This window comes from Pseudoxanthomonas sp. SORGH_AS_0997, from assembly GCF_031453535.1.
GTDB classification, from domain to species: Bacteria; Pseudomonadota; Gammaproteobacteria; order Xanthomonadales; family Xanthomonadaceae; genus Pseudoxanthomonas_A; species Pseudoxanthomonas_A winnipegensis.
In genome coordinates this window covers 3,535,338-3,557,648 of sequence record NZ_JAVIZI010000001.1, presented here as the reverse complement: position 1 = coordinate 3,557,648, position 22,311 = coordinate 3,535,338, and the positions used below count along the sequence as shown (strand labels likewise).

Sequence of the window (22,311 nt, the reverse complement as noted above, 5' to 3'; positions counted from 1 at the left end):
TCGCGCCAAGCCTACCAGCGCGGTCAGCGGCGCCATACCCGGACGTGTGGTCGCAGCGCATCGAGGCTCACGCCTGCAGCGCGGGGAAGTACAGCCGCACGCAGGCGCCCTGGCCCGGCTCGGACCGCACGGTGGCGAAGCCTTCGGACTGGCGCATCAGCCCGGACACCTGGGCCAGGCCCAGCCCGGTGCCCATGCCTTCGGGCTTGGTGGTGAAGAAGGGTTCGAAGATGCGCGCGCGGGTGGCCGCGTCCATGCCGCAGCCGTCGTCGCGCACCTCCACGTAGGCATAGCGCCCGCCGGCGCGCTGCAGCGTGCCGTCCTGCCCGGCGGCGACGTCTTCGAGGCCCAGCGCGACGTCGATGCGGCCGTGCCCCTGGCAGGCGTCGCGCGCGTTGACGCACAGGTTCATCAGCGCCTGCTCGATCGAATGCCTGTCCGAGCGGATCGGCAGCGCCACCTCGGCCGGCGCCAGGGCCATCGTCATGCGCGCGCCCAGGCCATGCGCGATCAGCGGCAGCATGTCGGTCACCACCTGCGCCAGGTCCAGGGCCTCGGCGCGGTAGGGATGCTCGCGCCCGAACGCCAGCAGACGCCGGGCCAGGTCCACCGCGTGACCGACGGCCTCCTGCGACCGGGCCAGCAGGCGCGCCTGGCGCGGATCGGTCGCGGCCTGCAGCGCCATCATGTCCAGCGTGGTCTGCACGATCTGGAGCATGTTGTTGAAGTCGTGCGCGATGCCGGCCACCAGCTGGCCCATGGCCGCGCGCTTCTGCGCCTGGCGGCTGATCTGCTCGGCGCTGTCGCGGGCCACGGTGGCCAGATCGAGCTGGTCCTGCAGCGCCTGTTCGCGGCGCACGCCCAGGGCCGCATCGTCGCGGGCACGCAGCAGCCGATGGTCGGCCCTGTGCCGGTCGGGCTCGCGCTGTAGGCCATCCTCGGCGGCCGCCGCTGCGGCCTGCAGAAGCGTGCCCGCGTACGGAAGGGCGTCGTGGGCGTACGCCGCCGCCTGGTCGTGGCGCTCCTCGCTGATCCGGCGACTGATCGCGACCACCGCGTCGATCGCGCCGTGGACATCGCGCAGCGGGGCCATGTAAATCTCCCAGCCGTCCGCTTCGCCGTCCGCGGTCTGGGCCTGCGGTGCGACGCGGCGTTCCGGCTCCCCGGTCCAGGCTGCGTCCAGCGCCTGTCGCAGCTGAGCGCGCTGCGCCTGGTCCCAGCGCGCCAGCCAAAAATCGCCGGGCTGGGGATCGGGATGCGCCGCGCTGGTCAGGCGCACCCGGCCGTCGGCATCGACGATGTCGATGCGCTCCGTGGCGCGCATCGTGCCCTGCGGTTCCCTCGCCCCGGACGGGGAACGCACGCTGTCTTCCATCTGATCGAACGCCGCAGAGACGGTGGTTCAGTGTAGGTGCGCGCCGCGGCGTGTCCGTTGCAGCGCTGCAACGTCGGCAGGCAAACGCGGCAGATGTACAGAACCGGTGACGGTGCCTGCGTCCCCCGCCTCGGCCTGTGCCACGGGCCAGAAACGTGACAGGTGTCCTGAATTGGCCGCTTTTGGTGTTAGCACAGGGACAAGCCGGGATTCCCCCGCCCGGCGCCACGCCGGAGGTCCGCGTGTCTCCTGCCCTGCTGCATGCCCTGCGTTCGTCGTCCTTCGCGCTGGTCCTGATCCTGGCGGCGTGCTCGCGTCCGCCGCCGCCTGCCGCCGCGCCCGTCGCTGCGCCGCCGTCCACGGCGCCGGTGGCCGCGGCCAAGGCCGAAACGGTGTGCGACCTGATCACCGCGGACGAGCTGGAGACCGTCTTCAGCGGCACCTCCACCGCCACGCCCGAGCACCACCAGACCTTCGGCATCAAGGCCTGCGAGTGGAACGGCGACTTCGGCCGCCTGCTGGTGCAGCAGTGGCCTTCCAAGGGTCATACGCCGCAGGATGAGGTCAGCGACCTGGTGACCGGCTTCATCGACGCGAGCAAGCCCGGCGCGCGCGCCAGCGTCCGCCTGGTCTCGCCCCCGGGCCTGGGCCACTACGCCACCGCCGTGGTCGAGCCGCGCGATCTCGAGCGCGGCGTGCTGGCCGATATCGCGGTGCTGTCCATCGCCCGGGACGGGCAGACGCTGGTCTTCCTGACCAACGGCCTGGAGGGCATGGAGCGTCAGGCGGCGCTGGCCAAGCTGGTGCAGCTGGGGCGCTTCGCCTATCCCAGGCTGTAAGGGCCGCCGGCCGCCGATGGCCGGTTCCCGACGCAATCGAGGTTCTTCCAGCTGTGCGGTCCGAAGTGTGGACCGCCGGGAGGCTCGGATGAGGGAGTGGAAAGCGGCGGGCGCCGGGCTGGGCGGCCTGCTGATCGCCGTCGGCCTGTGCGGCTGTCGGCCCGAGGCCGACGCGCGCGCGCCCTCGCAGATCAGCCCGTCACCCGCGGCGAGCCGTGCACCCAGCGACAGCCTGGTCTGCGCGCTGACGACCGATGCCGGGCTGGGCGCGGCCGAGCCGCTGGCCGGACGCGGACGCGTCGCCCTGCTGCGCCGGCGGTTCGGCGAGGTCGGCTGCGAAGCCAGCGGCGCGGCCGATCTGGCCGGCACGCACCAGTGGATCCCGCGCGCGCTGCCGTCGCCGGACGCGGCGGCCGGCGTGCCGGTGTCGATGGACGCGGGCCGACGGCTGAGCCTGGTCGCGCCTGCCTGCGGCGCGCAGCGGACCTGCGCCACGGCGGCCGTGCCCTGACGCCAGGCCGCGCATCTTCAGGCGGGCGGCCTGCGTGAGGCGGACGCCGCCTAAGCGGGCAGCACTTCCACGGCCTGGCCGAGGGTGTGGCTTGCGCCGGGGGCCAGCTTGATGACATCGTGCCCGGCATTGGCCGCCTCGACGCAGACGAAGGCCGGCCACGCGTCATCGGGCACGTCGGCCATGGTCTGCGCCCCGGCCTGGCCGGGGTTCCACACCACCACCGAGCGGCTGCCCGTGGTGCTGATGCGCAGCTGCCGGGACAGCACCGGATCGTGCAGCACGTAGTGCCCGCCGGCATCGTGGTAGATGCGGTCGCTGCGGCCGGGATCGCGCGGGTCGGACAGGGTCCAGTCGCCGGACTGGGGGAAGGTCCGCCCGGTGAACTTGTCGTCGTAGTCCAGCCCGTCCAGTCCGCTCAGCCGGACCCGGCGCACGTCGCCGACGTGGAAGTAGCTGTGCAGCGCATCGGTGAAGGCGACCGCCTCCGCGGAAGGGTTGTGCGTGGTCAGCGCCTGCTGCAGGCCTGCGCCGAGCACCAGGGTCTGCTTCAGGCGCAGCGGTGTGGAGGCGTGCGCCGGCAGGTCCAGCGTCAGGTGCACGTTGCCGTCGCCGTCCTCGCGCGCCTCGGCCAGCGTCCACGGGCTGATCCGCGCGAAGCCATGCTGGATCGCGTCGGCCGGCTGATGCTCGCGGGCGAAGTAGGGCCAGCACACCGGCACGCCGCCGCGGATCGCCTTGGGCGCGCCCTGGGCCAGCGGCGACAGCCACAGCACATCGGCGCCGCCGGCGGGCACGAACGACAGCAGCTGGCCGCCGTAGCGCGAGAGCTGCGCGGTGCACAGCGGCGTTTCGATCCGCAGCACGGGCAGGCCGTGCAGCGTAGTCTCGGTCAGCGTGTGGGTCATGACATCGCCCATGAAGACGGGCGGCCAGTGTAGCCGCCCGTCGCTTCGCCGCCTGTCGTATGAGGCCTTAGGCGGCCTTGTCCAGCTTGGCCAGATCCATCACGAAGCGGTACTTCACATCGCCCTTGAGCATGCGCTCGTAGGCCTCGTTGACCTGCCGGGGCTCGATCATCTCGATGTCCGACACGATGCCGTGCTTGGCGCAGAAATCCAGCATCTCCTGGGTCTGGGCGATGCCGCCGATCAGGGAGCCGGCGATGGTCCGGCGGCGCATGATCAGGTTGAACACCGTCGGCGTCGGATGCGGATGTTCCGGTGCGCCGACCAGCACCATGGCGCCGTCGCGCTTGAGCGCATTGAGGAACGGATCCAGGTTGTGCGAGGCGGCCACGGTGTTGAGGATGAAATCCAGCTTGCCGGCCTGCGCGGCCATCTGCTCGGGATCCTTGGAGATCACCACCTCGTCGGCGCCCAGGCGCTCGCCGTCCTCGCGCTTGCTCTCCGAGGTGGTGAACAACACCACGTGCGCCCCCAGCGCCTTGGCGATCTTGACCGCCATGTGGCCCAGGCCGCCCAGGCCGACCACGCCGACCGACTGGCCCGGACCGACCTGCCAGTGCGCCATGGGCGAGTACACGGTGATGCCGGCGCACAGCAGCGGCGCGACCGCGGCCAGGTTGTCGGTGCCGTGGGTCACGCGCAGCACGTAGCGCTCGTCGACCACGACATGGTCCGAGTAACCGCCGTAGGTGTTCTCGCCGCCGCCGAACAGCGGGCCGTTGTAGGTGCCGGTGAAGCCGTTGTCGCAGTACTGCTCCTCGCCCGCCGCGCAGGAAGGGCAGGTGCGGCAGCTGTCCACCATGCAGCCGACGCCGGCCAGGTCGCCGACCTTGAAGCCCTTGACCTCACTGCCGACGGCGGTGACACGGCCGACGATCTCGTGGCCCGGCACCGAGGGAAAGATCGTGTTCTGCCATTCGTTGCGGGCGGTGTGCAGGTCCGAATGGCAGATGCCGCAGTACAGGATGTCCATCTGCACATCGTGCGGACCGGGGGTGCGACGTTCGAACACGAACGGCGCCAGCGGCGCATCGGCGGAAGTCGCGGCATAGCCGTGGGCTTGGGACATGGGGGAGTCTCCTTGGCGAAGTGTCGAAAAAAGCGCGCGCACTAAAGCGCAACGTCATGCGACAGATGCTAGACCCGTTGCGCGAGAAACCCACCGCAGCACTGCAACGCTGCATCACGCGCGGCTGGTCTTGACCGCCACTTCGTGCGCGCGCGCCACGCCGCTTTCAGCCGACGTCGCCGTCCACGTAGAACCAGTGCCCGCCTTCGCGCACGAAGCGGCTGCGTTCGTGCATGCGCTGGGCCGAGCCGCCGCCCACGCGCAGCCGCGCGGTGAACACCACCTCGGCGGTGTCGGCGCCGGTGACGGTGTGCGATTCCACCTTCAGCCCCAGCCAGACGGTGCGCTGGCCGGGCGCGTCGGCCAGCGACAGCTGCGCCGGACGCGTGGACGGATGCCAGCTGGCGCGCAGGTAGTCGGCCTCGCCCAGCACATAGGCGCTGTAGCGCGAACGCATCAGCGCCGCGGCATCCGCTGCCGGCGCGCCGCCGTGCAGCGGGCCGCAGCAGCGCGCGTAGGGCGCGCCGCTGTCGCAGGGGCATACCTTCGGTGCCGGCTTAGCCACCGGCCGCGCCGCTGAGGTGTTCGTAGAGGATCGCCGCGCCGACCAGGATCAGGATCACGCCGCCGACCAGCTCGGCGCGGCGGCCGATCACCGCGCCCAGCGCGCGCCCGGCCATCACGCCGATGGTGACCATGGTGAAGGTGCACAGGCCGATCACGCCGGCCACCAGGTAGATCGGCACCTGCACGAAGGCCAGGCCCACGCCCACGGCCATCGCATCGATGCTGGTGGCCAGGCCGGTCAGGGCCAGGGTGACGATATTGCCGTGGCGGTTCTCGCCGGCCTCGGCGGCGTCCTCGCCGTCTTCGTGCAGCGCCTTCCAGATCATGTGCAGGCCCAGCGCGCCGAGCAGGACGAAGGCGATCCAGTGGTCGAAGCTTTCCACGTACTTGGAGGCGGCCGAGCCGATCAGCCAGCCGATCACCGGGGTGATGGCTTCGACCACGCCGAAGATCAGGCCGACGCGCAGCGCCTGGGCGAGCGTGGGCTTGGCCATGGCCGCGCCCTTGCCCAGGGCGGCGGCGAACGCATCGGTGGACATGGCCAGACCGAGCAGGAGGATGGAAATCGGGTTCATGGGGGTTGGGACACCAGGCCGGGAATGCGGACGACACGAACCGCCCAACACGCCGGCCATCAGCCGTGCTGGACTGCTCGTTGGTCTCGCCAACCGGTGTGGTTGCATCCGCCATGGCCGGTACAGGCCAAGTGTGTTGACGGCTACGCGTGCGCTGTTGGGCGACGCTGGCTACTCCCCAAGGAGACCCCGTCAGCCGCACTGAGCGCCTTTCGGGGCGCGCAGTATACACACCCGATCAGGTCATGCGTTGCAGCGCGTTGTCCCGCCGCACCAGCAGGTGGAACAGGGCCGCCAGGATGTGCAGGCCGATCACCCAGTAGAACGCCTCGCCCAGCCAGACATGGGCCGATTCCAGGGTATGCGCCAGGTGCTCGTGGGTGCCGAAGAAGGACGGGATCGCCCAGTCGGTGAACGGCAGGCCGATGCCCTTGCCCTCGGCCAGGCGCGCGACGATGCCCAGCAGCGGCTGCACGATCAGGAAGGCATAGAGCAGCACATGCGTGGCATCGCCGGCGCGCTGCATCCAGCGCGGCAGCGGCGGCGCGATCGGCGGCGCGCGCTCGCCCAGCCGCGCCGCCAGCCGCGGCAGCACCACCAGCAGCACCGCGATGCCGATGAGAAAATGCGACTCGACCACCAGCATGCGCGCGTCGCTGCCGCGCTCGAAGGCCTTGCGCAGGTTGATGGTCACGTAGGCGGCGACGACCAGGGCGAAGGTCGTCCAGTGGAAGATGCGGGCGCGCCGGCTGTAGCGCGCGGTCTCGACCTGGGTCATGGCGATTGCCTGGGCGGTGGGGGGCTCCAGCGCGATCCTAGCCAGCGCGGCGCCGATGCGGCGCTGACGATCCGGTCAGCGCTTGCCGCCGACCTCGATGAAGCGCAGGAACTCGGCGCGGGTGCGCGCGTCCTCGCGGAAGGCGCCCAGCATCTTGGAGGTGACCATGCTGACCCCGCGCTTGTGCACGCCGCGGGTGGTCATGCATTCGTGGGCGCCCTCGACCACCACGCCCACGCCGCGCGGCTGCAGCACGTCCTGGATGCATTGGGCGATCTGCGCGGTCATCTTCTCCTGCACCTGGAAGCGCCGGGCGTAGGCATCGACCACGCGCGCCAGCTTGCTGATGCCCACCACCTTGCCGTCGGGCAGGTAGCCGACATGGACCTTGCCGATGATCGGCGCCATGTGGTGCTCGCAATGGCTTTCGTATTCGATGTCGCGCAGCACGATCAGCTCGTCGTAGCCGGCCACTTCCTCGAAGGTGCGCGCCAGGTACTCGTGCGGGTCGCGCTGGTAGCCGCTGAACCAGTCGCCATAGGCCTTGGCCACGCGCTTGGGCGTGTCCAGCAGGCCTTCGCGCTGCGGGTCCTCGCCGGCCCAGCGCAGCAGGGTGCGCACGGCATCCTCGGCCTGGTCGCGGCTGACGCCGCCACGGGTGTTGTCGGATTCGCTCATCGGAACAGCCTTCTGCTGCACCACCAAAGGGGGCGGGCATCGTACCGGACCGGCCGGCGCCGCGCCCGCGCGCGCGGCGCAACGCCGTGTTGCCCGGCCACCTTCACCCGGCCTGGGCGGCGGCGCCCCTAACGTCCAGGGCCCACCCGCCCAACGAAAAGATGCCGGCATGACGCCCTCCCCTGCCCGGTGCCCGCGCACCTCCCGCACCGGCCCGCGCCATGTCGGCTGACGCGCGCGGGGCCCAGACCGGCGCCATCGCGCCGGAGCGCGAGGAGGGAGTGCTGCCGATCGCGCATTACGGCGCGCTGGGCGAAGGCCGCTCGGTGGCGCTGAGCGGGCTCGATGGCGGCCTGGACTGGTGGTGCGCGCCGAACATGGACAGCCCGCCCCTGTTCGACCGGCTGCTCGACGGCCCCGAGGGCGGCCACTTCACCCTGGCGCCGGAGGGCGCGTTCACCGCCCGGCGCCGCTACCTGCCGGACAGCAACGTGCTGGTGACCACCTTCACCACCGACACCGGCGAGGCGACGCTGACCGAGTCGCTCAACAGCGGCAACGCCGGCCGCCTGCCCTGGTCCGAGCTGGCCCGGCGCATCGACGGCGTGCGCGGGCAGGTGCGCTTCGGGCTGGAGATGAAGCTGGGCATGCGCGCGCGCAACGCCAACCCGTACCACTCGCGCATCGGCCCGCACACCGTCTTCCATGTCGAGCGGCTGCTGGGACTGATGATCCACCACGACCGCCTCGACATCGCCTGGTCCGACGCCGGCGCCTGCGGCACGGTGGAGGTCAGTGCCGGCGAGCGCATCACCGTGGCGCTGGTGGTGGGCGAGGAGGAGCCGCTGGTGGCCCCGACCATCGAGGAGATCGACGGCCGCATCGACCTGACCGACCGCGAGTGGCGCGACTGGGCGCGCAACGTGTCCTTCGACGGCGACCAGCGCGAGGCCTTCGTGCGCAGCGCCCTGGCGCTGAAGCTGCTGTTGTACTCGCCCTCCGGCGCGATCGCCGCGGCCGCCACGACCTCGCTGCCCGAGCGCATCGGCGGGCACAAGAACTACGACTATCGCTACGCCTGGATCCGCGACGCGGGCTACACCATCCAGGCCTTCCTGGCGGCGGGGCTGGAGGCCGAGTCCAAGGCCGCCTTCACCTGGCTGCTGCGCCAGCTGCGCCGGCATGGCTCGCGCGTGGTCTTCACCCTGGACGGCGCCCTGGTGCCGGACGTGTCGGAACTGCGCGCACCGGGCTATCGCGGCAGCCAGCCGGTGGTGAGAGGCAACCTGGCCGGCGCGCAGCACCAGCACGGCATCTACGGCGACATCTTCGAGACCGCGTACTGCTTCGTCGACTGCGGCAACATCCTGGACCCGGCCAGCGCCGAGCTGCTCTCGCACATCGCCGACGAATGCGCCGACCGCTGGCGCCTGCCCGACTCAGGGATGTGGGAACTGCAGGAGCTGCAGGACTACACCATGTCCAAGGTCAGCTGCTGGCAGGCGCTGGCGCGCGCGGTCGAACTGGCCGACCAGGGCCAGCTGCCGACCACCTGCCGCGACCGCTGGGGCCGCGAGCGCGATCGCATCAAGGACTGGATCGAGACGCACTGCTGGTCCGAGGACCTGCAGGCCTTCGCGATGTATCCAGGCAGCGACAAGCTGGACGCGGCCATCGCGCTGGCGGCGCGCTTCGGCTTCGACGGACCGGAGCGGTTGAAGCTGACCATGGCGGCGCTGGACCGGGAACTGGGCGCCGGCGATTTCCACTATCGCTACAGCGGCATGGATCAGGAGGAGGGCTGCTTCCTGGCGTGCTCGTTCTGGATCGCGGAGAGCTACGCGCGCTTGGGCGATCCGCAGGAGGCGCGGCGCCGGCTGGATCGCCTGGGCCAGGCGCTGACGCCGTGCAATGGGGTGATGAGCGAGATGATCGACCCGGATACCGGTGCGCTTTTGGGCAACACGCCGCAGGGGCTGAGCCATCTGGCGCATGTCATGGCGCTGTCGACGCTGGCGGAGATTGAAGGCGGGGGATGAGGGGTGGGATGTGCCGCATGTGCTTCGTATTCGAGTACGAGGCAACCCGCGATCCACGGCTTGGCCCTCTAACCCAGCGGCTCTCTAACCGCTCCTCGCCATCCAACTCACCGTCACTCCCGCGAACGCGGGAGTCCAGCGACTTCGCGCGATCGGACAGAAAGTCCCTGGATCCCCGCGTCCGCGGGGATGACGAATATCAGTGCTTCGCGGGTGGCGCAGCCTCCTTCTGCGACATCCAAACGCTCGTCACTCCCGCGGAAGCGGGAGTCCATGGACGTTGCGCGACCCGGCCGGACGTCCATGGATCCCCGCGTTGGCGGGGATGACGGCGTGGAGTTGGAGGGGGATAAAAGGCGACCGCGCGCCTCCGCGCGCGCTCACCCCGCGATGGTGAACACCGAGCCCGAATCCACGCGCAGTCCGGCGCCGTTGATGAAGCTGGCGCGCTCGGAGCACAGGAAGGCTACCGCCGCGGCCACTTCCTCGGCGCGGCCGCGGCGCTTGAGCACCATGCCGGGGCGCTCCTCGTCCAGGAAGCTGGCGATGGCCTCCTCGAAGCTCACGCCCTTCTCCTTGGCGCGCTTTTTCATCATCGCGTCGGTCATGGGCGTGGCGATGAACGCCGGCGAGACCGTATTGACCAGCACGTTGTCGCACCCATAGGCCTTGGACAGGCCCTTGGCCAGGCTGAGGATGCCGGCCTTGGAGGCGCAGTACGGCAGTTCGTCCACATAGGGCTGCACGGCGTCCTCGGAGGCGAACAGCACGATGCGGCCCCAGCCGCGCTTTCGCATCGCCGGGATCGCCTGGCGGCACATGCGCACCGCGCCCATCAGATTGATGTCCAGGGTCTGCAGCCAGCCGGCATCGTCCACCTCGAGGAAGTCGCCGGTGGCGCCGGTCACGCCGGCGGCGTTGACGTAGATGTCCGGCTCGCCCAGCCGCGCGCGCACCTGCTGCCAGATGTCCTCGACGTCCTGCGCCTGGGTGACGTCGCCGGGTACCGCGATGACCTCGCCCAGCGGCGAGAGCTCTTCCAGCGCCTGCGGCAAGGTGCCGTCGGCGCGGTCGGTGATGGCCACGCGCACGCCGGCCTGCAGCAGCAGGCGCGCGGTCTCCTTGCCCATGCCGGAGTCGGCGCCGCTGATCAGGGCGATGCGGCCGTTGATTTCGAGATCCATGCTGTGCTCCTCGTGGTGGATAGGGTGAAGTCAGGCCGCCAGGAAGCGCTCGGCCGTACGCAGGCCCAGCGCCATCTGGGTCAGGGCCGGGTTGGCCGCCAGCGCGCTGGGGAAGGTGGAGTTGTCGCAGACGTAGAGGTTGTCGATGTCGAAGCTGCGGCCATCGGCGTCGACCACGGCGTGCTCGGGATCGCTGCCCATGCGGCAGGTGCCCAGCGTGTGCGCCGAACGGTCGGCGGCGAGGATGTCGCGCGCGCCGGCGGCCTCCCAGATGGCGGTGAGCGTGCGCCGGGCATGGGCGTCGAGCGCGCGTTCGTTGGGGCCGTAGCTGAAGTCGATGCGCGCCTTGCGCAGGCCGAAGGCATCCACCTCGTCGGACAGCGTCAGGCGATTGCCCTGCGCCGGCAGGCAGTCGCCGTTGATGCCGATGCCGGCCAGCTGGTTGTAGTCGCGCAGCCGCGAGGTCAGCGCACGGCCCCACAGCCCGGCGCCGCGCGCCAGCGTGTTGGCCAGGGTCAGCGGCTGCACGCCGAGGCTCTGGATCAGATAGCCGCCGGCGAAGTCGGCATCGGCCGGCGCGCGCATATCCTCGCTGATCAGGGACGAGGGGTAGCCGCGGTTCATGCGCATGTCCGCGTCGAACCTGCCCCATACCTGCGTGGCCACGTGCGCCATGAAATTGCGCCCGACCTGGCCGCTGGAATTGGCCAGCCCCAGATTGAGCAGCAGGCGCGGGGTCTCCACGCCACCGGCGCACAGGAACAGCGCGTCGCAGCCCACGCTCACTTCGCGCCCGTCATGGCGATAGACCACACCGGCGATGCGACCACGCGCGTCGCGGTGCACATCGACCACGCGGCAGTTGGCGCGCACCTGCGCACCGTGTGTGCGCGCCAGCGGCAGCCAGCTGGTGTCGGTGGCGGCCTTGGAGGCGTAGATGCAGCCCTGATGGCAGGCGCCGCAGTTGGTGCAGGCGCGCCGCGTGCCCCAGTGCGGCTGCGCGTGCGCGGCGGTGACCAGCGCGGCGGGGCTATCGGTGGCGGTGATGCCCAGCGCCGCGCAGCCGCGCGCCATGGCCTGCGCCGGCGCGTTGCGCAGCGGCGGCGCGTACGCATAGACGCGCGCCGGGTCCCAGGGATAGGGCGAGGGGCCGGACACGCCGATGAAGGCCTCGACCCGGGCGATGTAGTCGATCAGCTCGGCGTGCGCGATCGGCCAGTCCCAGCCCTGGCCGCTGCTGCGACGCAGGCGCAGCTCGGCCGCCTCTGGACGCGGGCAGAACGCACCCCAGTGCAGGGTCGAGCCGCCCACGCCCTGGCCAGAGTTGTTGGCCCCGAAGGCGGTCGGCGTGGCGCCGCCGCTCAGCCGTTCCTCCATCCAGTACAGGTCGGTGGTCAGCTCGTCGGGCAGATGATCGGTCGGTGCGAACGCCGCACCCGCTTCCAGCACCAGCACCGAGACACCCGCCTGCGCCAGGCGCGCGGCCAGCGGCGCACCGCCAGCGCCGCTGCCCACGATCACCGCTTCGACGCGGTCCGTCCGCGCCACCGTCATTCGCGCGTGTCCGGCAGCCGCTGCCAGGGCTCGCGCTGGTCGGCGCCGGCCAGGATATAGCCTTCGCCCTCGCCTGGCGCGCTGCCGGTGGCGAAGCCGTCGTAGCCCATCGCCGCCATCGTCGCCGGCAGGCTGGCCCAGGTACGCGCGATCTCGGCGCGCACGTCCTCGAACCAGCGCGCCAGCTGCGCGCCATCCAGCGCGCTTTGCGGGCCGGGCTGCGCGTCACCGCGCGCGATGCGGGTCAGCCACGCCTCCTGCGCGAGCGAATCGCGCGCGCACCAACCGCCAGTCATCGCGTCGAGCGCATCCAGCCCGAGCGGCCAGGCCTGCGCATCGGCCGGCAGATCGGCGAAGCGCCAGCCATCGCCGGCCTGGGTGGCCAGGCCCACGTCCATGCGGCGGGCCAGGTCGGCCGCCTGCGGCGCATCGTCCAGCGCCAGCACGCTGGCCACCACGTCGGCCAGCACCGCGCGCTGCGCATCGGACAGCACGCGCGGCGCATCGCGCGGCGGGCCGCGATGGCGCGCCAGCAGCGTGGCGCGCATGCGCGGCTGCACGCGCGGCAGGTTGAGCAGGTCGATGAACGCGGGCGGCAAGGCGCCGGCTTCCGCCCACTGCAGCAACGCGTCGATGTGCGCGGCCAGCGCATCGGGCTGTTCGTAGGGGATCAGATGCGCGGCATCGGCGATGGCGACGACCTCGCCCGCCTCCGGGTAGTGCGGCAGGTTCAGGCGCCGCTGCGCATCGGCGTCCAGGTCGCCGTCCTCGGCGCCAGCCAGGAGCAGCGCCGGCAATGCGATCCGGCCCGCCTGGGCGGAGGCATCTTCCTTGCTGCCCTGCTCCAGCCAGGCGCGCCAGGCGCGCGGATCGCTGCGCCGCACATCGGCGATGGCCTGCTCGCGCGGTGCCTCGTCCAACCGGCGCGCGCTGTTGTCGTCGACGAACTGCGCGGCTTGCCCGGGCGTGGGCGCGCCATCGGCGAACCAGTCCAGCATCTGTTGGCGGCGCTGCTCCTCCATCGGCTCGGGCGATGGCGGCGAAGCGGCGACCAGCACCACCCCACACAGGCCGGCCAGGCCCGGCGCGCCCTCCCGCGCGCGCGCGGCGGCGAGCGTGGCGATCTTGCCGCCCATGCTGTGGCCGACCACACACCAGCGCGAGGGCGCACGCGCGGCCACGGTGGCGCAGAACCAGTCCACCAGCGCCGGCACATCGGTGCATTCGCCCGCGGACGTGCCGCCGAAGCCGGGGATATCCAGCGCGATGCAATCGGCCCGGTCGCCCAGCCGCGCGATCACCCGCTCCCATTCGCCCGCACTGGCACCGAGCGCGTGGAGGAAGAACAGCTGGAGCTGGGGCATGGCCTGGCCGGGGCGGTTGAGGTGGAGCGCGAGCATTGCGTCCGCCTGGTGTGGGGCGTGTGCAGGTTGGCTTCGCACGGCGTGTACATCGCGTGGCCGAGGAAACGGCCTCAGCTAAACTCGGCACGTCATGTCCGCGAACGCGGGGCTCCATGGACGTTCGGTCCGGTGGCGCAACGTCCATGCGCTCCCGCGTGCGCGGGAGCGACGAGGATTTGGATCGCGCGACAGTTCAGAGCCCGGCGAAGGCCAGGTCTACGGCAGCGTCCCACGGTGCTTAGTTCGACAAGCAGTCGGTTGGAGATCCGGCGGGTCTCTACCCGCGCCAAAGCCCCGCGCTCGCGTAACGCCGGGTGAGGCCTGCCCGCCGCTTGCTTCGCAGCGCATTTACCGCACCCGGGCAAGGCTCGCGCGATCTCGCTCGCCTCCGCCGGCCACAGGACCGCCCCGCCATGTCAGACGCCCGCCGCTATGCCGCCTACTCACCGCAGATGGCCCTCGCCCATCCGGACGAGGCCGCGCTGGCCGAAGAGATGAGCGAGGTCCTGCTGCGCATCTCGCAGCAGACCTGGGAGGACAGCCACCATGCGCTGCGCAGCGTGCACGCCAAGAGTCACGGCCTGCTCGGGGCCACGCTGGAGGTGCTGCCCGACCTGCCGCCGGAACTGGCCCAGGGCCTGTTCGCGCAGCCCGGCCGCTACGAGGCCGTGATGCGCTTCTCCACCACGCCGGGCGACCTGCTGCCCGACCGCGTGTCCACGCCGCGCGGGCTGGCGCTGAAGTTCCTCGATGTCCCGGGCGAGCGCCTAGAAGGCAGCGAAGCGGCGCACTGCCAGGACCTGCTCATGGTCAACGGCCCGCAGTTCAACGCGCCCAACGCCAAGGCCTTCCTGCGCAGCCTCAAGCTGCTGGCGCCGACCACCGACCGCGCCGAGCGCACCAAGCAGGTGCTCTCCGCCCTGCTGCGTGGCACCGAACGCGCGCTCGAAGCGGTCGGCGGCCAGAGCGCCAAACTCAAGGCGATGGGCGGCGAGCCGCCGCACCACATCCTGGGCGAGACCTTCTTCACCCAGCTGCCGCTGCGCTACGGCACGCACGTGGCCAAGCTGCAGCTGGTCCCGGTGGACCCCGCGCTGCTGGCACACCAGGACGAACGGATCGATCTCAAGCAGGCCAATGCACTGCGCGACGCGGTCAATGCGCACTTCGCCTCGCAGGGCGGCGTGTGGGAACTGCGCGCGCAGCTGTCCACCGATCTGGAGCGCATGCCCATCGACGATGCCACCGGGGTCTGGGACGAGGACGAGAGCCCGTTCCGCACGGTGGCGCGCCTGACCGCATCGCCCCAAGTTGGCTGGAGCCAGGACAGGGCCCGCCTGGTCGACGATCAGATGGGCTTCAGTCCCTGGCACGGCGTGCAGGACCACCGCCCGCTGGGCGACATCATGCGCATCCGCAAGCGCGCCTACCAGGCCTCACAGGACTTCCGCGCCCGCAAGTCCGGCTGCCCGCTGCACGATCGTCCGCTGTCAGCCGGTGCGCAGGGCGAAAGCGAATAAGCCAACCCCGCTCAGGCATTGCCGATAGCGCTTCATTGACGCCATTGGCCGAAAAGGTCACAACGGCGGTGCCCACCTGTAGAGCGGAGCTTGCTCCGCTGAGGCCTTCCCCACGAACCAGAAGTAGCTGAGCCTGCTCAGCTGGAAGCTTCCCACGAACCGAGCGGAGAGCAGCGGAGCGAGCTCCGCGCTACAGGTGAGGCGCTGTGCCTTACAGCACCGCCTGCGCCCCGGCGATGGTGATCAACGCACCCGAGGGGTAGCTGGAGCTGTCGCTGGCCAGCATGACGAGAGCGAACAAACCGACCTCGCTGAGACATTGCCGATAGCGCTTCATTGCCGCCATTGGCCGAAACGGCCACAACGGCGGCGCCGCCCTGTAGAGCGGAGCTTGCTCCGCTGAGGCCTTCCCCAAGAACCAGAAGCAGCTGAGCCCGCTCAGTTGGGGTGATTACCACGAACCGAGCGAAGAGCAGCGGAGCAAGCTCCGCTCTACAGTTGGGGCGCTGCGCCTTACAGCACCGCCTGCGCCCCGGCGATGGTGATCAACGCACCCGAGGTATAGCTGGAGCTGTCGCTGGCCAGCATGACGTAGGTCGAGGCAAGTTCCGCCGGCTGGCCCGGACGGCCGAACGGCGTCTGCGAACCGAAGTTCTTCACCTTGTCCTCGGCCATGCCGGCCGGAATGAACGGCGTCCAGATCGGACCGGGCAGCACCGCGTTGACGCGGATCTTGCGCTCGGCCAGCCACTGCGCCAGGCCCAGGGTGAGGTTGGCCACCGCGCCCTTGGTGGTCGAGTACGGCAGGATGTTGGGCGTGGGGTCCTTGGAATTGACCGAGGCCGTATTGATGATCGACGCACCCTCGCCAAGCAGCTCGAGCGCGCACTTGGTCAGGTAGAACGTGCCGTGCACGTTGGTATCGAAGGTCTTGCGCCATTCCTCCAGCGTCACCTCGTCGATGGACTGGAAGTACTTCTGGTAGGCCGCGTTGTTGACCAGCACGTCGAGGCCGCCGAAGGCGGACTTCACCTCGCCCACCAGACGCTCGACCTCGCTCGGCTGGCTGATGTCGCAGGCGACCTTGAGCACCTTGACGCCGTCCTGCTCCATCAGCGAGGCGACCTGGTCGGCATCGTCCTGCTCACTGGGCAGGTAGGCGATGGCCACGTCGGCGCCTTCGCGCGCGAAGGCCAGCGCCACGGCCGCACCGATGCCGCTGTCGCCACCGGTCACCAGGGTGCGCTTGCCCTTGAGCAGGCCGTGACCCTCATAGCTGTCCTCACCGATATCGGGCTTGGGATCCATCTTGCTGGTCTTGCCCGGGAAGCTCTGCTGCTGCGGCGGGAACGGCGGGCGGGGATAGTCGGGCATGGCGAGACTCCTGCGGTCGATGTGTCGATGGGGCACGGCGATGCGCGTGCGCGAGTGACCTATCCTCACGGCTCGCGTAAAAAGCGACCGTGAACTTATCCGCGGCGATTCGTCATGCGGGCATGACAAAGCGCTGCGACACGAGCGCAGCGCGTGCGCGAAGCCGCACCAGGCAACAACGCGCGCACAATGCAAGAAGCGCCGCCCTTGCGAGCGACGCCTCACCTTGCATTTTCAGAAGAAGCGCGCGGCGCCGATCGCTCAGCGTCCGCGCCCGGCGCTCAGCTCTTGCACTCGAACACACTGATGCTGCGCGGCGGAGCCAGGAAATCCTGCGCCCCCTCGGGCACCACATCGGTGCCGAGCGCATCGTCGGTGGACAGCACCAGCTCCCACTTCAGATGCGTCTCCGAATCGGGCAGCCTGAAGTTGACGCCCTCGTGATACGCGTTGATCAGGATCAGCAGCGTCGCGTCCTGACCGTACTCGCGCACACCGGACACCTGCGCCTTGCCTTCCAGCAGCAGGCCCACCGACCGCGCGCCACCATCGCTCCAGTGCGCGTCCTCCATCTCGCTGCCGCCCGGGTTGAGCCAGGTCAGGTCGCGCACCCCGGCCTGTTCGTTGTACTGGCCATTGAGGAAGCGGCCACGGGTCAGGATGGGATAGCGACGACGCAGCGCGGTGAGCTGGCGCACGAAGTCGGCCAGGCGGCCCTCGGTCGGGTCGGCGTCCCAGTTGATCCAGGTGATCTCGTTGTCCTGGCAATAGGTGTTGTTGTTGCCACCCTGGGTCTGCGCGCGCTCGTCGCCGGCCAGCAGCATCGGCGTGCCCTTGGCCAGCAGCAGCGTGGCCAGCAGGTTGCGCATCTGCCGCTCGCGCAGCGCGTTGATCTGCGCATCGTCGGTCGGCCCTTCCGCGCCGTAGTTGCACGAGCCGTCGTTGTTGGAGCCGTCCTGGTTGTTCTCGCCGTTGGCCTCGTTGTGCTTCTCGTTGTAGCTGACCAGGTCGCGCAGGGTGAAGCCGTCATGGGCGGTGATGAAGTTCACCGACGACCAGGGCCGCCGCCCGCGTCGGTCGAATAGATCGGCAGAACCGGTGAAGCGCGTGGCGAATTCGGCGAGCTTGCCCTCGTCGCCGCGCCAGAACGCGCGCGCGTTGTCACGGAACTTGTCGTTCCATTCGGCCCAGCCCGGCGGGAAGTGACCCACCTGGTAGCCACCCGGCCCGCAGTCCCAGGGTTCGGCGATCAGCTTGACCTGGCTCAGCAGCGGGTCCTGGCCGCAGGCGTCGAGGAAGCCGCCGCGCTGGTCGAAGCCGCTGGGCTCGCGCCCCAGGATGGTGGCCAGGTCGAAGCGGAAACCGTCCACATGCATCTCGCGCGCCCAGTAGCGCAGCGAGTCGTTGACGAACTGCACCACGCGGAAGTTGCTCAGGTTGAGCGTGTTGCCGGTGCCGGTGTCGTTGATGTAGTAGCGCGGGTCGTCGGCCAGGCGGTAGTAGCTGGCGTTGTCGATGCCCTTGAACGACAGCGTCGGCCCCATCTCGTTGCCTTCTGCGGTGTGGTTGTAGACCACATCCAGGATCACCTCCAGGCCCTTGCGGTGCATGGCCTTGACCATGTCGCGGAACTCGTCGCGGTGGCCGCTGGCCAGGTAGCGCGACTTCAGCGCGAAGAAGCCCAGGGTGTTGTAGCCCCAGTAGTTGCGCAGGTCGCGATCCAGCAGGTGCTGGTCGTCCAGGTAGGCGTGCACCGGCAGCAGTTCGACCGCGCTGACGCCCAGCGACTTGATGTAGTCCAGCACCGGCGCCTGGGCCAGGCCGGCGAAGGTGCCCTGCAGGTCCTGCGGCACCTGCGGGTGGCGCTTGGTGTAGCCGCGCACGTGGGTCTCGTAGACCAGGGTCTGGCTCCACGGCGTGAGCAGCCGCTCGTCGTCCTCCCAGTCGTAGTCGTCCTGCACCACCACGGCCTTGGGCATGAACGGCGCGCTGTCGCGTTCGTCGAAGCTCAGATCGCCATCGGGGTGCCCGACGGTGTAGCCGTAGAGCTCGTCGGCCCAGATCAGGTCGCCCTCGATCTCCACCGCGTACGGGTCCAGCAGCAGCTTGTTGGGGTTGAAGCGGTGGCCCTCGGCCGGCGCGTAGGGGCCGTGCACCCGGTAGCCGTAGCGCTGCCCGGGGCCGACGTCGGGCAGATAGCCGTGCCAGATCTCGTTGGTGTACTCGGGCAGCTCGATGCGGGTCTCGTTGCCGGCCTCGTCGAACAGGCACAGCTCCACGGCGGTGGCGTTGGCACTGAACAAGGCGAAGTTGGTGCCCTTGCCGTCATAGGTGGCGCCGCGGGGAAAGGGGCGGCCTTCGCGCACGCGCGAGGGGCTGGCGTACTTCGGGGTTGGAGCGTTGGGCATCGTGGGGGGGCCGCAGTGGGGAGGACGGAGCATGTGGGCGCTCTTGTCGAGGTCGCGTCAGCACATGGCATCGCTCGCCCGGCGGTCGGCTTCGATCGTCGTCCGCGCCGCCCAGACAAAAAGAGCGTGAATTCGGCGTGACAAGCGTCGCGCAATCGATAGTATGTTCATCACTCCCCGCGCGTCCCCACCGCCCCGATGGCCGCCTCCGATCCGCTTCGTTTCCGCATGTCCTCCGGCCTGATGCAGGCCGGCCGTCAATGGCAGAAGGTGGTGGACGCGGCGCTGGCCGGCCACGGCCTGTCCAACGCGATGACCACGCCCCTGCTGATGATCGGCCGTGCCGGCGGCGGCGTGCGCCAGATCGAGCTGGCCCAGCTGATCGGCGTCGAAGGGCCCTCGCTGGTACGCATCCTGGACAAGCTGGCCGCCGCCGGCCTGGTCCGGCGCGAGAACGACGTCAGCGACCGCCGCGCCAACAAGCTCTGGCTGACCGAGGCCGGCGAAGCCATCCGCCAGCAGCTGGAGACCCAGTTGAACGCCCTGCGCAAGAAGACCTTCGGCGACATGAGCGACGCCGAGATGGAGGCCGTCCTCAAGCTCTACCGCATCGTCGAGAGCGCGGCGCGCGGCGGCTGAGCGCCAGGGCCGGACGGCCTACGCCGTCGTTCCGGCAAAGTCCGATCGCGTGCGCAGCGCAACGCCGCTTCAGCTCACGCAGACCGCTCTACCGTCATTCCCGCGAAAGCGGGACCTTTGCAAAACATCGCTGATCGGGAACGACGATTGCGCCTTGGTGGCTGGCCAGTTGATCGGGAAAGCCCCGACCCCCTCCCCAGCCCTCCCCTGCGCTGCGCGCAAGGGAGGGGGCAGTAGGTTGCTTGCTGTGCCACCGCCTACTGGGCTTGGCCCCCTCCCTTTCGCCGAAGGCGAAGGGGAGGGTTGGGGTGGGGTGCTTTTGCTTTTGGCTTTGACCTAGATCGGCGCAGTCAGCCGATGAGTGCCACCCGAACGCAGCCGAGGGGAGTTTTGCAAAGGTCCCGCGAAAGCGGGAATCCATGGACTTCCGCGCCAACGGCAAAGGCGCTGGATGGTCAGACATGCGCCTGTAACGCGCTGCGCAAACGTCCATGGGTTCCCGCTTTCGCGGGAACGACGGCTATGGCTACGCGGACGAATGAAGGTGTTCACCGGGATGACCGTGGCTTGTCCGCACCCGGCCACCACAACCCCGCCAGCCGCGCTCAACCCCTGGGCTGGATGATCTGACTCAAGTAGTCCGGCGTGCCCTCCACCCGCACCAGGTGCGGATACTGCAGCCCGTCGTGGTAGTCCACCTGCACCGTGCGCAACCCACCCTGGAACTGCAGCAGCAGGGTGATCGGCGTCTGGCCGCCCTTGGCGGCGGTGATCGCCTGGGCCAGCGTCTCGGTCGAATACTCCTGCCCGTTTACCGCCACCAGCTTGGCGCCGGTGCTGACCCCGGCCTTGAACGCCGGCCCGTTCCAGCGCACGTCGTTGATGCTGCCGTCCGGGTTCATGGTCAGGCCGATCGACCAGGCGAAGTTGTAGCGATGCCGCGGCGACTGCGCGGCGCGGTTGTACTGGGCCTCGTACTCGCTGGGCGTGTCGGTGTAGACCAGCTTCCAGCCGCTGGCGGCGATACCGTCCAGCAGCGGCGGGGCCACCGTCTGCACGCGCGTCTTGAGGAAGCCCGCCCAATCGTCGTGGGCCACGCCATCCAGCGTGTCGACCACGTCCTGGAAGGTGTAGGGATGGACCACGTAGCTGCCGTCGTCCACGCCGAAGAACGCCTTGGCGAAATCGTCCAGCGACTTGCGGTTGCCGGTGAGCTGGCGCAGGCGTGCGTCGATCTGCAGCCACACCATCTGCCCGGCGCTGTAGTACTCCTCGCTCATCTGCCAGCTGCGGTAGGGCAGCGCCTCGCGATGGGCGGCGGTGGGATCATTGGTGGTGTCCTCCAGCGTGCGCCACTGGAAGCCGACCCGGTTGCGGTCGTAGTTGGCCGCCACCATCGCCAGCGCGTCGCGGAACTGCTGCGGCGTCCACAGCCCGGCGCGCGCGGTCAGCACGAAGCCCCAGTACTGCGTGGCGCCCTCATACACCCACAGCAGCGAATCGCCCATCGGCTCGCTGAAGTTGGGCGTGGACAGGTCCGCGCCGCGGCGGAACTTGCCATTCCAGGAGTGGGTGAACTCGTGCGCCAGCAGGTCGCGGTCGGTCGGGTTGTCCTTCCAGCCGGTGAAGTAGCTGCGGTCCAGGCCGTTCTCGCTGGACTGGTGATGCTCCAGGCCGTTGCCGGCCAGCTCGTCGGACAGCGAGAACAGGAAGTCGTAGTGGTCGTAATGGTGCGAGCCGAACAGGCGCGTGGCCTGCACCGGCAGCGCGCGATGCGCGGCCAGCTGCTCGGGCGTGATCTCCAGGTCCTTGGCCTCGTCGGCGACGATGTTGAGCATCACCGGCGCGCCGCCCTTGGGCGTCAGATCGACCTGCTTGAAGTGCAGGCCGGCGTAGATCGGCGAATCGACCAGCGTTTCGTACGACACCGGGTTGAAGGTGGTGCTGGCGCCGTCCTTCGACGCCGCGCGCAGGGCGCTGCCGAACTGCCAGCCGGCCGGCAGCGTCACGCTGGGCTGCACCTGGATGCCGCGCGTGTAGTAGCCGGCCGGATACAGCGACATCTGGTCCCAGTCCAGCATCAGCATGCGGTCGGTCATCTGGAAACCGCCGCCGCGGCTGGACAGATACTGGAAATCCGCCTCCAGCGTGGTCGCGCCGGCCGGCACGTCCACATGGAAGGCATAGACGTCATAGGGATCGCGCTTCCACGGCAGCGGCTTGCCGTTGGCGCTGAAGCTCAGCCCGGCCAGCTGCGCGACCGGGCCGCTGGGCGAATGCGCGCCGGGGATCCACTCCGGATACAGCAGCGTGACCCGGCCGGCCTGCACCGGCAGGGACTCGTGGACGCGGAAGATGCCCTGGCGCGTGTCGCTGGCATCGACCTTGAGCTGGAGCTGGCCGGGATAGGCCACGTCCTGCGGCGGCGGGACATCGGCCTTGCGCACGATCTGCGCCGAGGCCGTGCCGGCCAGCAGCGCCAGGCCCAGCGCGGCGGCCAGTCGGGCACGGGGAAGGATCGAAGCGGACGCGGCGACGCGGCGAACCAGGGGCATGACAGGCTCCAGCAGGCAAGGGATCGGGACAGCGGCGCACCCTAGCACCGCAGCGGCGGAGCCGTCGCATGCCGAAGGTGCAGCGCGCGCATCCCCTGAAAGCCGCATGCGTCGCCCCCTCCCCTGCGCGCAGCGCAGGGGAGCTCGAAGTCGCGGCTAGCGACTGCGGGGGAGGGGTTGGCTGTTGCTGTTAGCTGTTGCTGTTAGCTGTTGCTGTTAGCTGTTGCTGTTAGCTGTTGCTGTTAGCTGTTGCTGTTAGCTGTTGCTGTTAGCTG

18 protein-coding genes are annotated in these 22,311 nt (G+C 69.9%); 5 read left to right on the top strand and 13 right to left on the bottom strand.

What is annotated here, in order from left to right:
* Window positions 1-67 precede the first annotated feature (67 nt).
* Complete coding sequence (locus tag QE438_RS15535; protein ID WP_306994393.1) at window positions 68-1,324, bottom strand: ATP-binding protein; 1,257 nt, start codon at window positions 1,322-1,324, stop codon at window positions 68-70.
* A gap of 293 nt (window positions 1,325-1,617) precedes the next feature.
* On the opposite strand from QE438_RS15535, the gene QE438_RS15530 reads away from it, so the two are divergent.
* Entirely contained in the window at window positions 1,618-2,214 is a 597-nt protein-coding gene (locus tag QE438_RS15530) for a hypothetical protein (protein ID WP_306994395.1), read from the top strand.
* Window positions 2,215-2,302: 88 nt separating this feature from the next.
* Window positions 2,303-2,725, top strand: coding sequence for a hypothetical protein (locus tag QE438_RS15525; protein ID WP_306994397.1), 423 nt, complete (start codon window positions 2,303-2,305; stop codon window positions 2,723-2,725).
* 50 nt (window positions 2,726-2,775) lie between these two features.
* Here QE438_RS15525 and QE438_RS15520 read toward each other — a convergent pair whose 3' ends face one another.
* The 6 genes from QE438_RS15520 to folE all read right to left on the bottom strand — a co-directional run bounded on the left by QE438_RS15520 (window position 2,776) and on the right by folE (window position 7,360).
* On the bottom strand, window positions 2,776-3,633 hold the full coding sequence (locus QE438_RS15520) for a D-hexose-6-phosphate mutarotase (protein ID WP_307184092.1): 858 nt from the start codon (window positions 3,631-3,633) through the stop codon (window positions 2,776-2,778).
* 67 nt (window positions 3,634-3,700) lie between these two features.
* Entirely contained in the window at window positions 3,701-4,762 is a 1,062-nt protein-coding gene (locus tag QE438_RS15515; RefSeq protein ID WP_306994401.1) for an NAD(P)-dependent alcohol dehydrogenase, read from the bottom strand.
* Between the two features lie 166 nt (window positions 4,763-4,928).
* A complete protein-coding gene (locus QE438_RS15510; RefSeq protein WP_306994403.1) occupies window positions 4,929-5,327 on the bottom strand; it encodes a YchJ family metal-binding protein in 399 nt (132 codons plus the stop codon).
* Complete coding sequence (locus tag QE438_RS15505) at window positions 5,320-5,904, bottom strand: manganese efflux pump MntP family protein (RefSeq protein WP_130530005.1); 585 nt, start codon at window positions 5,902-5,904, stop codon at window positions 5,320-5,322. Before QE438_RS15505 ends, QE438_RS15510 begins: the two co-directional genes overlap by 8 nt.
* Before the next feature lie 238 nt (window positions 5,905-6,142).
* Entirely contained in the window at window positions 6,143-6,682 is a 540-nt protein-coding gene (locus tag QE438_RS15500) for a cytochrome b (protein WP_306994406.1), read from the bottom strand.
* Between the two features lie 75 nt (window positions 6,683-6,757).
* Window positions 6,758-7,360 (bottom strand): GTP cyclohydrolase I FolE, encoded by a 603-nt coding sequence (gene folE / locus QE438_RS15495; RefSeq protein WP_130514534.1) that lies wholly within the window; start codon window positions 7,358-7,360, stop codon window positions 6,758-6,760.
* Between the two features lie 221 nt (window positions 7,361-7,581).
* Here folE and QE438_RS15490 point away from each other — a divergent pair, with 221 nt between their 5' ends.
* Window positions 7,582-9,399, top strand: coding sequence for a glycoside hydrolase family 15 protein (locus QE438_RS15490; protein ID WP_306994408.1), 1,818 nt, complete (start codon window positions 7,582-7,584; stop codon window positions 9,397-9,399).
* Between the two features lie 380 nt (window positions 9,400-9,779).
* Here QE438_RS15490 and QE438_RS15485 read toward each other — a convergent pair whose 3' ends face one another.
* Genes QE438_RS15485 through QE438_RS15475 form a run of 3 tightly spaced genes read right to left on the bottom strand, consistent with a single transcriptional unit; the run spans window position 9,780 to window position 13,537 of the window.
* Window positions 9,780-10,583, bottom strand: coding sequence for an SDR family oxidoreductase (locus tag QE438_RS15485; protein ID WP_130514531.1), 804 nt, complete (start codon window positions 10,581-10,583; stop codon window positions 9,780-9,782).
* 30 nt (window positions 10,584-10,613) lie between these two features.
* On the bottom strand, window positions 10,614-12,137 hold the full coding sequence (locus tag QE438_RS15480) for a GMC family oxidoreductase (RefSeq protein WP_306994411.1): 1,524 nt from the start codon (window positions 12,135-12,137) through the stop codon (window positions 10,614-10,616).
* Window positions 12,134-13,537, bottom strand: coding sequence for an alpha/beta hydrolase (locus tag QE438_RS15475; RefSeq protein ID WP_306994413.1), 1,404 nt, complete (start codon window positions 13,535-13,537; stop codon window positions 12,134-12,136). Before QE438_RS15475 ends, QE438_RS15480 begins: the two co-directional genes overlap by 4 nt.
* A 416-nt stretch (window positions 13,538-13,953) precedes the next feature.
* Here QE438_RS15475 and QE438_RS15470 point away from each other — a divergent pair, with 416 nt between their 5' ends.
* Window positions 13,954-15,060, top strand: coding sequence for a catalase family protein (locus QE438_RS15470; RefSeq protein ID WP_306994415.1), 1,107 nt, complete (start codon window positions 13,954-13,956; stop codon window positions 15,058-15,060).
* A gap of 513 nt (window positions 15,061-15,573) precedes the next feature.
* Here QE438_RS15470 and QE438_RS15465 read toward each other — a convergent pair.
* Window positions 15,574-16,434: an SDR family oxidoreductase gene (locus QE438_RS15465; protein WP_307184093.1), complete on the bottom strand. Its 861-nt coding sequence runs from the start codon at window positions 16,432-16,434 to the stop codon at window positions 15,574-15,576.
* A 281-nt stretch (window positions 16,435-16,715) separates the two neighbouring features.
* The gene (glgX, locus tag QE438_RS15460) at window positions 16,716-18,842 is read right to left on the bottom strand and encodes a glycogen debranching protein GlgX (protein ID WP_130520580.1); all 2,127 of its coding nucleotides are present in this window, start codon (window positions 18,840-18,842) and stop codon (window positions 16,716-16,718) included.
* Window positions 18,843-19,070: 228 nt separating this feature from the next.
* Here glgX and QE438_RS15455 point away from each other — a divergent pair, with 228 nt between their 5' ends.
* A complete protein-coding gene (locus QE438_RS15455) occupies window positions 19,071-19,481 on the top strand; it encodes a MarR family transcriptional regulator (RefSeq protein ID WP_309735224.1) in 411 nt (136 codons plus the stop codon).
* A gap of 605 nt (window positions 19,482-20,086) precedes the next feature.
* On the opposite strand, the gene QE438_RS15450 is transcribed toward QE438_RS15455, so the two are convergent.
* Window positions 20,087-22,036, bottom strand: coding sequence for a peptidase M61 (locus QE438_RS15450; protein ID WP_306994418.1), 1,950 nt, complete (start codon window positions 22,034-22,036; stop codon window positions 20,087-20,089).
* Window positions 22,037-22,311: the final 275 nt, after the last annotated feature.